Source organism: Pedobacter sp. AK013 (assembly GCF_014205835.1).
Classification (GTDB): Bacteria; Bacteroidota; Bacteroidia; order Sphingobacteriales; family Sphingobacteriaceae; genus Pedobacter.
Map to the genome: position 1 here is coordinate 153,232 of NZ_JACHCQ010000008.1, position 14,615 is coordinate 167,846.

At 37.3% G+C, this 14,615-nt stretch carries 12 protein-coding genes; 6 read left to right on the forward strand and 6 right to left on the reverse strand.

Translation table 11 applies throughout. The annotated features are described in order from the left end of the window. Positions 1-84: 84 nt before the first annotated feature. The 4 genes from HDC90_RS07955 to HDC90_RS07970 all read right to left on the reverse strand — a co-directional run bounded on the left by HDC90_RS07955 (position 85) and on the right by HDC90_RS07970 (position 4,998). Positions 85-519: a carboxymuconolactone decarboxylase family protein gene (locus HDC90_RS07955; RefSeq protein ID WP_184465431.1), complete on the reverse strand. Its 435-nt coding sequence runs from the start codon at positions 517-519 to the stop codon at positions 85-87. A 262-nt stretch (positions 520-781) separates the two neighbouring features. Next, entirely contained in the window at positions 782-1,309 is a 528-nt protein-coding gene (locus HDC90_RS07960; protein ID WP_370576583.1) for a Crp/Fnr family transcriptional regulator, read from the reverse strand. A gap of 96 nt (positions 1,310-1,405) precedes the next feature. Further along, complete coding sequence (locus HDC90_RS07965) at positions 1,406-2,188, reverse strand: GLPGLI family protein (RefSeq protein WP_184465433.1); 783 nt, start codon at positions 2,186-2,188, stop codon at positions 1,406-1,408. A 5-nt stretch (positions 2,189-2,193) separates the two neighbouring features. Beyond that, complete coding sequence (locus HDC90_RS07970; RefSeq protein ID WP_184465434.1) at positions 2,194-4,998, reverse strand: outer membrane beta-barrel family protein; 2,805 nt, start codon at positions 4,996-4,998, stop codon at positions 2,194-2,196. Between the two features lie 134 nt (positions 4,999-5,132). Here HDC90_RS07970 and HDC90_RS07975 point away from each other — a divergent pair, with 134 nt between their 5' ends. The 3 genes from HDC90_RS07975 (at position 5,133) to HDC90_RS07985 (ending at position 7,831) form a co-directional block, all read left to right on the forward strand. Beyond that, entirely contained in the window at positions 5,133-6,341 is a 1,209-nt protein-coding gene (locus tag HDC90_RS07975) for a DUF4153 domain-containing protein (protein ID WP_184465435.1), read from the forward strand. A 116-nt stretch (positions 6,342-6,457) separates the two neighbouring features. Then, complete coding sequence (locus HDC90_RS07980; protein ID WP_184465436.1) at positions 6,458-6,943, forward strand: hypothetical protein; 486 nt, start codon at positions 6,458-6,460, stop codon at positions 6,941-6,943. A 246-nt stretch (positions 6,944-7,189) separates the two neighbouring features. Next, the gene (locus HDC90_RS07985; protein ID WP_184465437.1) at positions 7,190-7,831 is read left to right on the forward strand and encodes a GIN domain-containing protein; all 642 of its coding nucleotides are present in this window, start codon (positions 7,190-7,192) and stop codon (positions 7,829-7,831) included. Positions 7,832-7,962: 131 nt separating this feature from the next. Here the strand turns inward: HDC90_RS07985 and HDC90_RS07990 are convergent, their stop codons facing one another. Continuing rightward, the gene (locus tag HDC90_RS07990; protein WP_184465438.1) at positions 7,963-9,504 is read right to left on the reverse strand and encodes an aldehyde dehydrogenase family protein; all 1,542 of its coding nucleotides are present in this window, start codon (positions 9,502-9,504) and stop codon (positions 7,963-7,965) included. Positions 9,505-9,667: 163 nt separating this feature from the next. Beyond that, positions 9,668-10,780, reverse strand: a complete 1,113-nt coding sequence (locus HDC90_RS07995) for a TlpA disulfide reductase family protein (protein ID WP_184465439.1) — start codon at positions 10,778-10,780, stop codon at positions 9,668-9,670. Positions 10,781-10,913: 133 nt separating this feature from the next. Here HDC90_RS07995 and HDC90_RS08000 point away from each other — a divergent pair, with 133 nt between their 5' ends. From HDC90_RS08000 to HDC90_RS08010, 3 genes are all read left to right on the forward strand, one after another. Beyond that, entirely contained in the window at positions 10,914-11,495 is a 582-nt protein-coding gene (locus HDC90_RS08000) for a TraB/GumN family protein (RefSeq protein ID WP_184465440.1), read from the forward strand. Between the two features lie 35 nt (positions 11,496-11,530). Beyond that, positions 11,531-11,794, forward strand: coding sequence for a TraB/GumN family protein (locus tag HDC90_RS08005; RefSeq protein ID WP_255497552.1), 264 nt, complete (start codon positions 11,531-11,533; stop codon positions 11,792-11,794). Between the two features lie 105 nt (positions 11,795-11,899). After that, positions 11,900-14,410, forward strand: coding sequence for a M1 family aminopeptidase (locus HDC90_RS08010; RefSeq protein ID WP_184465441.1), 2,511 nt, complete (start codon positions 11,900-11,902; stop codon positions 14,408-14,410). Positions 14,411-14,615 lie beyond the last annotated feature (205 nt).

Consider the following 14,615-nt stretch of genomic DNA (forward strand, 5'->3'; position numbering starts at 1 on the left):
CATAAAGACACCAAAACACGAAGTTATTTTGAATGTTAACCAGGTGTTCTCGTGTCTTTGTGATAAGCTGAAACCAGCATTTGCTTAGCCAACCATTACTTTAGCGGTAATAGCAAGTCTGTTCCAGGCATTAATGGTAACTATAGCCATAATAATCTGTGCCAATTCCTGTTCGTTAAAAAAACTTGCCGCTTTTTGATAAGTTGCATCAGAAACATGGTGACTAATTAAGGTTACTTCTTCTGTTAAAGCTAAAATAGCTTCCTCTTGCGGAGTGAATAAAGTTGTTTCTCTCCAGGCATTTAATAAATACAAACGTTGTTCGGTTTCTCCTATTTTACGGGCATCAGTTGAGTGCATATTTAAACAAAATGCACAGCCGTTAACTTGTGAGGCATGCATTTTAATCAGTTCTAAAAGAATTGGATCTAGTTTGCTTGTTGATAAATATTTCTCTAAACCATACATGGCTTGATAAGCTGCAGGTTCTACTTTTTGGATGTTGATTCTGTTTTCCATTTTATTTGTTTTTTGATTACGATGTAAAGGTCTGCAACTTAACGATCAAAAAACTTAATGTAGTTTAAGAAATGATTAGCTAACACAAAGGGCTAATTTTTTGCCAAAGATGCACGGATTAACACGGAGTGTTCCATGGTCTGTGTCTCACAGATCATTTGTTTACTTTTCCAATACCCTTATTATTTTTTCCGTGCTTTCTGTGTCTCCGTGGCCCAGGTTAAATGAGACTAAGACTGTGTGCTAGGAGAATAACAAAGAATTACTTTTTAGCCCTGATCTTGCTCAGAAACTCTGGTGTAAAGCCCAGATAGGATGCCAGCATATACTGTGGTACACGTTGTACAAATTCAGGGAATAAACTATTAAAATGACGATATCTTTCCTCGGCGGTTTGGCTATACAGGAATTTTATCCTCCGCTGGGAGGCTTGATGGTTTTTTTGCAAGATTAACCTGAAGTACCTTTCCAGTTTAGGCAGCTTATGGAACATTTCATCGTAATGTTGATGCTCAATGGCAATTACCTCGGTGGCTTCTGCCGCCTGGATATAAAATTCAGACTGTTCCTGAAAAAGAAAACTGGTTAGATCGGTAATCCACCAGTTTTCTATGGCAAATTGAGTAGTTTGCTCAGCGCCCTTTATATCAATGAAATAAAGCCTTAAACAGCCTTTTACTACAAAATAATTTGCCCTGCAGGTTTGTCCTTGCGCTAATAAAAACGCCTTCTTTTTAACGGAAAAAGATTTGAGAAACGGTGCAAGAATTTCCTGTTCATCGTTACTCAAATCTATAAATTTATTTATGTGCTTATAAAGTGCGCTACCCATTACTATACTATTGATTAGCTAAAATAGGCATAATTATAAGAATGAATATACTTATTAAAATGTAAAAGCCTTTAGCTCAGATAGCGCTTCAGGGCCGTAATTTTTTAAAGCTGAAGTTATTTTATCTGTTAAATCTTTGTTATTGATTGGTTTTCCTTTAGTTGGTGGGGTTAGGTCTTTTTCGGGAACGGTAACCTCTGTTACTTTAGTAGCAAACCAGGTGATATTTTGATGTGGCAATGCCAAACCTAAAATCATCCCTGGCAATCCGGTAAAAGATTCTGGTCCGCCAGAAACTGCAATCTGGTTTGAGTAATAAGCCACTACGTAAATCGAATCCATAATAATGGCATTTGCCCTACGGCATTCGTAACCTGCAATTTCCCGTGTTTCGTCGGTAATTTTCCAATTAATCTTACGCAAACTGTCTTTAACAAGGTAGGTATCTTCATAAACCGCTTTTTGAGAAATGCTTGTATTGGTCGTATAATCAGTGGCGATGGTATTTTTTAGGTCAACAAGAGCGTCTCTTGCAGCCCAGTTTGGATTTAGCGTTTCGTCTACAGCTGGCCATTTATATAAACTCTTATCGCTATTAAAGCTTAAAATACTTTTAGCAACCTTAAATTGAGGATTGTTCTTTTTGTACTGATCTAAAGCAGGCGCCATATAGCTTTCATTATCTTTATTGATTTTCTTTTTGATTATAGCATATATATTAGCCTTTTTCTCAAATTCGATCACGCCATTTTTTACGAAGTGTATATTTTGGGCGAAAAGATTGCTGTTGATGAAAATAACAGCAAATAAGACGATATATTTTAGTGTAGTTTTCATAATAGTTATTTTTGAGTTTTAATACCACCGCCCATTTTATTAAAATCCCATGATACAGAGAACATTAAATACCTTCTGATGGTAGTATAACTGCTTTGACTAATCATGGTATTATATGCCGAACGATTGAAACCGATATTCTGATTTAAAATATCATTTACAGTTGCTGAAAATCTTAAATTTTCCGATTTAAAGAATTTTTTGCTAATCGATGCATTCCAGATTAGGCGCTCAAAGCTTTCTTTAAGTACCTGTGTTTTTCCATTGTATCGATATTCTGCATCTGTTGATATTTCAAATTTGCCAGGTAATTGGACATTACCTGAAGCATAGCCGCTCCATCCCCATCCATCACTATTACTGCCAACACTTGTTCTCGCTATATTGTATGATGGGCCAAAACGCGTATAAAAACTATAACTTTTATCTTTATACTTCGAAAAATTGATGCCCCCGCTATAACTATAGTTTTTGGTGTTATTTAAGGCCCGGCCCAAATTGGTAGTAATAAAGCTATAAGCAGAACTCCCACTGGTGTTTGCATTTAAACCAACATTTATTTCGCCAAGCGCATTTATTTTCCTGCTTACTTGTCCATACAAATAGAAATTGGTTTGCATTTTATCATTGTAATTGATGTACCTATAGGTGCTTTTACCAACACCATCAGTGGTTACATCACTAACAATTGGATTTGCAGTAAAGCTGTAAGAAGCACTTAACCAAACCGATTGGTCGGTTAAAACTTTGTAAGCGTTATAACTAGCACTGACATTGCTTCTAAACGATGGTCTTAAATCTTGATTTCCTTCCACAACATTAAATGGATCATTATTTACCCTAACTGGCTGTACTTGATCAAGCGAAGGCTGATTGGTATTACCGTTGTAATTAATCCGTAATGATTTTTGCTGAGAAAAACGGTATTGATAAGATGCTTGCGGCATATAATTAATAAAGTTTCTTACATACGTTTTATTGTGGTAAATATCATCCTGTTTAAAATTTACGTCACTAAACTTCGATCCAAAATTGATAACGGTTTTACCCTTTTTATAATTGAAAATTGCGCCTGCCTGATTGATGGTTTGGTTCAGTTCGAAATTATTACTGTAAAGCGTATCTAAAATATCGTACCTGCCACTTCCAGATTGGTTAAAAGATAAACGATCTGATTTGCCGTTCATTAAACTTAACCCATAGTTTATAATTACAGTTAAGGTTTTAGATAGAGGCTCTGTATAAGCTGCGTTTAATTTGAAGGCACTGTTAGTAATATCGTTAGTCTTTAATTGGTTCGTATGGATATCTATTGTCCCTGTTCCAGCCGTATCTACTCTTTTATTAAGTGAGTTTAAGTACCCTTCACTATTACTTTTGTTGATTGATTGATTTAAGTTTAAGGATAACGTACGGCCTTTTTTCTTCAGTTTTTTGGTGAATAAAACGTTCATGTTAAAGCTTTGATCATCCACCTCATTGCTTAGCGTTCTGTCTGATGAATTTAGAAATTTATCATTTTTACCAAGAGTCTTAGTTTCAAAATGACTTGAGGAGTTACTTTTTTTCAACGCGCCATCAACATTAACTTTCATGGTTAAAGTCGTATCGATTTTTAGCTCATACATCGCATCAAGCTTTTGTCTGAACATGTCTTTGTCGAATGATTCATCAGATGTGCTGTTCTGTACGCCCGATTCCAGATTGTTCTGACTTATTGAGTTTCTATTACCCTGAACCCTGATCGATCCAATTTTATAATTCGTATTTAACGATTCTTTATCCTTATTCCATTTGTTATCAAAATGCAGGCCGCCAGTTCTCGCCACGGGTATACCATCACCATTATATTGTCCGTCATAACTATCAAAATCATCGCCTCCACTACTAAAATACATTCCACCATCATCGCTCATCGTCAGCCCGCCCGATGCCCCGTATTTATCCCGGTCATCCCAACCTAAACCAACCGTTCCATTATTCCCTAAAATGCCATAGGCAGAAAATTTCTTTTTGCCCCAGAATTTATTGAACATGGCCTGTCCCTGATAAAAATCTTTGGTGCCATAACCACCTTGTACTTTACCGAAATAGCCGTTCTTTTTATCTTCTTTTAGTTTAATGTTAAGTGTTTTGGTTTTTTCGCCGTCATCAATGCCGGTAAAACTAGCCTGATCGCTGGCCTTATCGTAAAGCTGAACAGATTCTACCATATCAGCCCTAAGATTTTTAGTTACCAGCGTGGGGTCGTCGCCAAAAAATTCTTCACCATCTACCAGTACCTTCGGAACAGTTTTGCCTTGGGCTGTAATTTTCCCATCCTTATCTACCTGAAAACCTGGAAACTGTTTAATCAGATCTTCTACCTTCGAATTGGGTTCTATATTAAATGCTTTTGGATCAAACTCTGTGGTGTCTCCTTTAATTTTTATGGCTGTTCTGTTCCCTTTAATAATTACATCGGCAAGGATTTTGGCCATGCCTGTAAGATTAATCTTTCCATAATCTTTAACCTGAGTGGTAGAATCGAGCGTAAAATGATCTACAAAATCTGCATACTTAGGATAAGAAACCAATAAGATAAACTTTCCATTTTTAATGCCAGTAAGTTCGAATGAGCCATTTTCTGCTGCACGGGTAAATTTTACCAAAGTAGAGTCTTTTGCATTTAAAACGGCAATAGATGTTCCTGATAAAAGCGTTGTCGATGCGGTATCAATCGTCCGGCCTTTAATCGTATGGAGACCCTGTGCCCTGGAATAAGTCGTAATAAAAACAAAAAAGCACAGTGAGAGTAATAGGCGTTTCATAGATAGGATTTGGTTTTGTTTGCCGAATATAACTAATATATTAGTTGCTTGTGGTGATTTAACCTTTTTTAACAATTTAAAAACCCGTGCATCACCATACACACAAAAGATCATATCTTTAATAAAAAAATCAGATGAAATTACCCTCTCTCCAACAGCTATACAGTGGATTTGTGAATGTGATTAAGCGTTTTCCACTGCAATTTATTTTTACGGTTGCCGCTACGTTGTGCTGGTGTTATTATATCCATATTTCTGATTATCGGAACTATTCAGAGCAAAATGAGAATTTAAAAGATCATTTAATAAAGGCTATTGCCATTTTAAATCTGGCACTTACATTAGTCTTAGCGCTCGATTTAATTTCAGAGCGCAATCAATACCCACAAAAGAAAAAATGGCTGCTACGTTTGGGAGGTTTACTGATCTGTGTTTTGCTTTACTTCAGTCTCGATCCTGCAAACTACTCGGCAGATCTTTATCGTATTTTCTTATTTGCCTTTGCGTTTCATTTGCTGGTCGCATTTGCTCCCTTTATCCGTCAAGAGAAAGTAAACGGGTTCTGGCAGTTTAATAAAGCATTGTTCCTTAGGTTCCTAACTTCGGCACTTTATTCAGCTGTACTATATGCCGGCTTAGCAATTGCCCTGGTTGCCATTGATGGATTGTTTAATGCCAATATAAAATGGCAAACATATATGACCTTATTTGCCGTTATTAGTGCCGGATTTAATACTACTTTCTTTTTAGCAGGGGTCCCAACAGATTATCAATTGCTGGAAGAAGATCATAGCTATCCAAAAGGCATAAAAATATTTGCGCAGTTTGTGCTTATTCCGCTGGTAACAATATATTTAGCGATTTTGCTGGTGTATGAGATTAAAATTGCTGTGTTATGGGAGCTGCCTAAAGGTTTGGTATCAAGCCTGATTTTAGGTTACGCCGTTTTTGGGATCCTATCGCTACTATTGGTTTATCCGGTTAAAGAAACGGACGGCAACAGTTGGATTAAATTATTTTCCAGATTCTTTTATGTTATGATGATTCCATTGGTAGTGCTTTTATTGCTTGCCGTTTGGAAAAGGGTTGGTCATTATGGCATAACAGAAAGCCGATATGTTTTAACGGCCCTGGCACTATGGCTTGCAGGTATAACTAGCTATTTTCTTTTTAGTAAAAAGCAGAACATTAAGGTAATCCCAATAAGTTTGTGTATTATTTCGCTACTGGCTACTTATGGCCCACAGAGTGCTTTTTCGGTGTCTAAATATTCACAGTTAAACCGTTTAAAGCGGATAATGGACAGCAAGAAAAAAGACGATATTAAAAAAAACCGGCCGTAATCAGGTATCTGGTTTATACACATGGATTAAAAACGCTACAGCCTTTTACCAAAAAAGACCTTGCCAAAATAGAGGAAAAGATAGACGGTACCAATAACTATCGCTATAGCATGCGGATGGAAAAAGTAGATACGGCATTGGCAATTTTTAAGGTTAAAGGCGATTTGAAATATGACCCGGGCATTAGCATTACCCTGCAAAATGATGAAAACCAGGTTTTAAACATCAAGGGCTACGATTACCTGATCGAATTAAACGGATACCCAGAGAAAAAAGTAACCCGTATATACAGTACAGATTTAACCACAAATAAAATAAAATCAGAAATTTCGCTATTGGTTAATAATCAACAGGCATTACATATCGATTTAAAAGAATTGTTTGCTCAGGCCATTAAAGCATATAAAAATGGCACGCTGAAGGCTTCTAATGAGAAACAGAAATACTTATATCCAGCAAGGCTGATGAGGGTTTCTAAAGCCATTAATGGATATAATTATGTCATTGTAGTTACCTCATTGCAGGGTAGATATTATGAAAATGATCTTGATGCCGATTCGTGGTTTGAGGCAAAAAGTTACCTGCTCATTAAAAAGCTTTAAGCTAAACCTTTTTTCAATAAAAATAGCCGGTCGTTAAACAGACTGGCCATTTTTGTTTGTCCATCTTTCAAAAAATCAACACCGTTTCGTATAGATTAATTTGGCGTTCGTCTATAAATACAAGTGCATGGTATAATAGCCCATAATTGGCTGAAACGTTTTTGATAGTCTATAGTCTTAATTACAAAACCACCTAATAATTAGGGATTTAAAATAAAGATTTATAAACATAAAAATATTAAGGTCATGAAAACTTCTATCAAAAATTTATTCGCAGCAGCATTAGTAATGGTTACTTTAAGCAGCGCAACAGTAGTAGCAAACGCAACAGAAAATAATGCCAACTACACTGCATTAACAACAGTTAAAAACATCAGTAAAATTGCAGTTTCAGGAAATGTGAAACTGATCCTTGTTCAGGATGCCAAAGAGCGTGTTGAGGTTTATGATCAGTATTATACCAAAAATGCGTTGGTGCAACAGCAGGGCGAAGAACTTAGAATCAGTTCTTTTGATAAAAATACTTTAACCGTAATTGCCCACGTAAATAATTTAACTGCTATCGAAGCTTCAAATACGGCAAGTGTAAGCACCACCGGAAATTTCAACCTGTTAAACTTAAGCATTGTTTTAAACGATGAGGCATCGGCAGATATTAAAGCCAATACCGTTAATTTATCAACAAATGTTAAAGATGGCGCATCCTTAAAATTAGAAGGCACTACTGATACACACCAGGCTGTTTTGGGTGTAGCATCCAAAATAGACATGACCGGTTTTACCGCTCAGGAAAGTAGTATCAGATTAACAGGAAAATCACTTTTGGCAAACAACAACAAATCCCGTTACGATGATATACAAGTAGATATACTAGAGAAACTATTCTAACTCCATCATATATTTTACCAGAAAGGCACTAAATTTTAAATTTAGTGCCTTTTTTATTTTAAAAAGATGGTTCTGTGTGACCTGCATTTACAAATCAAGCTGGTCGGGATTTCAAATCTTGACCAACAGAATTACAAATCAAATTTTATCCCCTGTGCTAAAGGCAGCGTGTTAGAATAATTAATGGTATTGGTTTGCCTGCGCATGTAAGCCCTCCAGGCATCCGATCCGCTTTCACGGCCGCCACCGGTTTCTTTCTCACCGCCAAAAGCACCGCCAATTTCTGCACCTGAAGTACCAATATTTACATTGGCTATGCCACAGTCAGATCCTTTAGCCGATAAGAACTGCTCAGCCTCTCTTAAATTCAAAGTCATAATAGCCGATGATAATCCTTGAGGAACGGCATTTTGCAAAGCAATGGCCTCATCTAGTGTTTTGTATTTAATCAGATATAAAATCGGTGCAAATGTTTCATGCTGAACAATCTTAAAATCATTTTGAACTTCGGCAATACATGGTTTTACATAACACCCGCTTGTATAAGCATCGCCAGATAAAACGCCACCTTCTACCACAAAATTACCGCCTTCAGCCTTACATTTTGCTATAGAATCTAGATAGGCTGCAACCGCATCGGTATCAATCAGCGGACCAACGTGGTTATTTTGATCTAATGGATCGCCTATGCGCAACTGTCCGTAAGCTTTAACCAGTTTAGCCGTAAAGGCATCATATACGCTTTCGTGTATAATTAATCTCCTGGTAGAAGTACAACGTTGGCCTGCGGTACCAACGGCACCAAATACGGCACCAATTAAACTCATGTCTAAATCAGCATGTTCTGAAATGATAATGGCATTATTGCCGCCAAGCTCCAACAGGCTTTTTCCTAATCGTGCGCCAACAGCAGCACCAACTGCCTTGCCCATCCTTGTAGAACCAGTGGCAGAAATTAAAGGGATACGCCCATCATTTGTCATTAGTTCACCAACTTCCCTATCGCCTAAAACAAGGTTACAAACACCTTCTGCTATATCATTATCTTTAAAAACCTTCGCAATAATATGTTGGCACGCAATGGCCGTTAAAGGGGTTTTTTCTGACGGTTTCCAGATGCAAACATTCCCGCAAACCAAGGCCAGGGCGGTGTTCCAACTCCATACGGCTACAGGAAAATTAAATGCAGAAATGATGCCTACAATTCCCAAAGGATGCCATTGTTCGTACATGCGGTGGTTTGGGCGTTCGCTGTGCATGGTTAAACCATAAAGTTGCCTTGATAAACCTACGGCGAAATCACAGATATCGATCATTTCCTGTACTTCGCCAAAACCTTCCTGTAAACTTTTCCCCATTTCGTAAGAAACTAAGGCACCCAAGGCATCTTTGTTTTCGCGTAACGCATCACCAAACTGGCGCACAATTTCTCCTCTTTTGGGCGCAGGAACCGAACGCCAGGTAGTAAAGGCCTCCTCGGCTTTAATTACAACAGTATCATAATCAGCAGCGCTTGCGACCTTAGCCGAAGCAATCAGCTTGCCATCAACGGGAGAATAGCTTTCCAATGTTTTTGCATTTGTTGCTCCGCCCCAATTACTCCCTGTACTATAGGCTGCATTGTCTGCTTTTACGCCTAATCTGTTTAAAATAGATTGAATATCTGTAGCCATATTTCTATCGGTTTACACAAAAAAACAAAAAAATAAAGGAAAGTAGGTATGTTTACCACTTATCTTATCACAATTGGCTGAAAACCTTTACTTAATAGAAAGATCAAATTCTTCGTGATTCTCTTTTACACATTGGGTTTGGGCTTAAATGCAAAACAGAATATTAATTAGATTTTGTAGAGATCTGTCCAAGAACTTTTTTAAATAGCGCTCCCTGTTCATAACCCGACCATTTGGAGACGATTTTTCCATGTGGATTGATTAGTACAAAAGTAGGGTAACCTGAAACACCATATTTGATGATTGTTTCGCCATAAAATCCTTTCCCATCCCAGAGGCTTAGCCATTGTGGTTGATCTCTATTTAAGCCCTTCAACCAGGTTTCCTTCCCTGCATCACATGAAAAGGAGACCACTGATAAATGATCTTTGAGTTTTTGAGAGATTTCCCTTAACTCTGGAATGGATTCAATACACGGGCCACAGAAAGTAGTTGAAAAATCTAATAATATATATTTGCCCGATACTTCAGATAAAGAATGTTTCTTGCCATCTTTATCGAAAGCATAAAAATTGTAGAAACTATCTCCTTTATCGATAATCTCCCCAACCTTTAAATACGTATCAATTCTTTTTGCATATAAGGTATTCTTAAAATCTGCATGGAGAGAATTATAAAATTTACGTATTGTATCTCTCGGAAAGTCACTTTTAAGATAGAAAAGAGCATCGAGTGCTTCAAAACTATTTAAATTCTGCCTTACAAAATTCATTCTTGTAATCCTGTCTGTACTATCTATTTTCCCAATTACCTTCCATATCGCTTTACCCTTTAATTTTGCGCTATCGCCTGTCAGTGCAAAATATTCCGCTACTAATTTGTTCCGTTGCTTATAGCCTGCTTTAGTCAAGTCTATCATTTTATTGTGCATGTCCTGCGTTTTCGATCCCGTTATCTTCAGGTCAAAAGGAAAATCCTTAATATCTCCCCTTACATTAATTTTTTCATTCCCCATTAGTAAGGTAAAGTAATAAAACTCGTTGGCTACAGTTGTTTTTACCCATAACGATTGAGGTGTTTTCCTAAGCGTACCTTTGAAATTTAAAACGTTATTTTTGATTATGGCGCTATCAATATCGGTATCAAGCTCCGAATCGTTTAAGTAAAACTTAGTTCCATTTTCAAAGCCAGTGATTTGTGCATTAATAACATATTGCTGGGCAGAAACGAGAGTGGTGATGCAAATTGCAATAAGGAGTAATAGTGCGTTTTTCATATTTGACCAAAATAAGGATTTGCCTTTACGAAAACAATATTTTATAAGGGCGCAGTTTCTATTGGGCTACATTAGCTTAGCTTTAGCATAATTCTTAATATCTTACCCTAATTTTACTCAATACAGCTGTTCAATGAAAAACATTAAACTATTATTCATTGCCCTTTTAGGCTTCGGGCTCAGCCTTAACGCACAAACTAAAAAGGCTACCAACACCTTGCTGTGGGAAATTTCTGGTAACGGATTAAAAAAAACATCCTATTTGTTTGGTACGCACCACTTAATAGCAGCAAAATTTGCTGATACCATGAAGGTTTTGCAGGAGAAATTGAAATCGGCCGATGCGGTAGTAGGTGAAATTGTAATGGATAGTACCATACAGCAGAAAATGGCGCCTTTTTTAATGATGAAAAACAACACACTCGATAGTTTATTAACAAAAGCAGAATTTAAAGAGGTAGAAGATTATTTCAAAACCAAACAACCTGATTTTGAATTAAAGCAACTAAACAACTTTAAGCCTGCAATGGTATCGTTTATGATTGTGTTTTTTGACAATGCAGATATATTAAAAGATGTAGGAGAAGGAATTGATAATAGTTTCCAGGCATATGCTAAAAACAATGGTAAATCATTGTACGGATTAGAAACAGCCGAGTATCAGGGCGCACTTTTATTCGACAATGATCTGCAAAAACAAAAAAAGCACTGCTGAAATCGATTAGGGAGGGAGATAAAAGCAAACAAAAAATGGAAGAGCTGAAAACTTATTATATCACCCAGGACATCGATAAATTAACTGATTTTTTTAAAATACAAGACGAGGAAACGAAAGAGTTTATGACCGAAGTGTTAAAAAATCGGAATAAAAGGTGGTTGGATCAATTACCTGCCTTAATGCAAAACCAGTCGCTGTTTATAGCGGTCGGGGCAGGTCATTTAGTAGGTACCGAAGGTTTGATAAAAGGACTACAACTTAAAGGTTACATCTTGAAGCCTGTAGCAACCAATTAAATGTTTTAATGTGTTTGTAAAAACAAACGAAAGGGAACTACATTTGCGTTTTAACTTTAGTACAAATCGCTGGTTTAAAGCAAAACTAACTGTAACAACATAAAAATGAATAAAAAAATTATTGCCTGTGGCATAATGCTGGCTTCGGCCTTTATGGCTAAACCACTTTTTGCGCAGGAACAGCCTGTAGAAAAATTGAACAACTTAAATATTTATCGTGTAACTGCAACTAAAGTTAACGATCTGGTACATACCAAACTCGATGTATCTTTTGATTACGCTAAGCGGTACCTATATGGTAAGGAATGGGTTACTTTAAAGCCTCATTTTTACGCTACAGACTCTTTAACACTCGATGCGCAGGGAATGGATATTAAAACTGTTGCATTGGTTGGCGTAAAAGGAAATACCCCGCTTAAATATGTTTATAAGGATAATAAACTGTACATCACACTAAATAAAAAGTACACTAATACTGAAAAGTATACGGTTTACATTGCTTATACTGCCAAACCTGATGAACTGAAAGTAAAAGGGAGTGCGGCCATAACCGATGCTAAAGGTTTATATTTTATCAACCCGGATGGTACGGATAAAAACAAACCAACACAGATCTGGACTCAGGGCGAAACTGAATCATCTTCGGCATGGTTTCCAACTATCGATAAACCTGATCAGAAAACGACTGAAGAGATTTCAATAACGGTAAAATCGAAATATACAACACTCTCTAACGGAAAATTGGTGAGCCAGAAAGCCAATGCTGATGGAACCAGAACCGATACATGGAAAATGGAACTTCCCCACTCGCCATACTTGTTTATGATGGCTGTAGGTGAATTCAAAATTACAAAAGATACCTATAAAGGTAAGGAAGTGAGTTATTACCTGGAGCCTAAATACGCGCCTTATGCCAAACAGATTTTTGGTAAAACGCCTGATATGATCCAGTTTTATAGTAATCTGTTAGGTGTAGATTATCCGTGGAACAAATATGCACAGGTAGTAGCCAGAGATTATGTTTCGGGCGCAATGGAAAATACTACAGCTACTTTGCATGGTGAGCAGGTACAAAAAACCGATCGTGAATTATTGGACGAAAATGAAGAAGGAACCATTGCACATGAGCTTTTTCACCAGTGGTTTGGCGATTATGTAACGGCCGAATCGTGGTCTAATTTAACCATGAACGAATCTTTTGCCACCTTTGGCGAAGTAATCTGGCATGGGCATGATGCAGGTCAGGATGCTGAAGATAAATCGCGTTACGAAAAACTTCAGTCTTATCTGGGCTCAACTAAAAAAGGTGAAAGTCCGGTTTTGGCCCGCTTCTATTACAACGATAAAGAAGATATGTTCGATAATATCAGCTATGCCAAAGGCTCGATTATTCTGTATGCCTTAAAAAACCAGATGGGCGATGCAGCTTTCTATAAGTCGCTTAACCGCTACCTCACTACAAATGCCTTTAAAAATGGCGAAACGCACCAATTGCGTTTGGCAATGGAAGATGTTACCGGAAAAGATTGGAGTCCGTATTTTAATCAGTGGTATTACAATGGCGGTCACCCGGTTTTAAGCATCGATTATGGCTACGAAAACGGCAAAGCAACAATTAAAGTTAAACAAACACAGGATTCGAGCGTGCAGACTTTTACACTGCCGATCAAAATTGATATTTACGTGGGAGGTCAAAAAATCAGAAAAGAGATTCTGATTAATAGTCGCGAGCAGAATTTTAGTTTTGAGGTGAGTACTAAACCGGATTTAATCGATTTTGATGTAGATAAAATTTTAGTTGGCGAAATCAATGATAATAAAACTGCTGAAAATTATTATTTCCAATACAAAAATGCGCCTAGTTATGCCAATAGAATTGAAGCCTTACAATTTATTATGCAGAGTAAAGCCAAAAGCGGTCAACTGGTATTGCTAGAAGGTTTAAAAGATAAATCGGCAGATTTACGTGCTTTAAGTATAGATGGCATTAATTTAGAAGATGCCCAGATTAAAGCAGCAGCTTTACCAATTTTACTCCAGATTGCGAAAACAGATAAAAATACCGAAACAAGATCAGCTGCAATTTTGAAATTAGCTGAAACTGGCGATCAGGCTTACAAAACTTTAGTGTTAGAAAGTTTAAAAGATAGATCGTATAAGGTAATTGCAGCCGGTGTTGATGGTTTGGCCAAACTGGCTCCGCAAGAGAGTATTGCTGCTTTAACATCTTTAGATGAAGATACCAGAGCACATATTGCACCCTCAATTGCATCGTTATACATCAGCGAACCAAAGGATGAATACCAGGCATTTTACGATGGCATTATGCTAACAGGCGATAAGAATGAAGTTTTTGCAGTAGTTGGTCAGTATTTTCAATATCTGCGGGCCAACAATAATCCTGTAGTTACCGAGAGAGGTATTACGAACATTGGTGGCGCCATTGGAAGATTAAAATTGCAATCTTATTTAAATAAGCAACTTGCGGGTGCTTATACCGCAGCTGCGCAGGCTAAAACACAACAAGCTGCCGCAGTAAGCGGAGAGGCTAAAACAAAGCTGAGCAAACAGGCTGAATTATTTAAAAAAGGCGCCGCTGATCTGGAAAAAGAATAGGAATATCAAAAAGTCGTCATTGCGAGGAGGCTTTTTCAGCCGACGAAGCAATCTCTCGAGCAAGAACCGGCGCTAGCATGAAAGATTGCTTCGTCGTACCTCCTCGCAATTGTAAAGGTTTAGTAATTCGGTAATGAACTAGAGTTTATTTTTTGTTATTTATATTGACCATTTCCGCCGGTTTTTTACCCTTAATTCCCTGGTG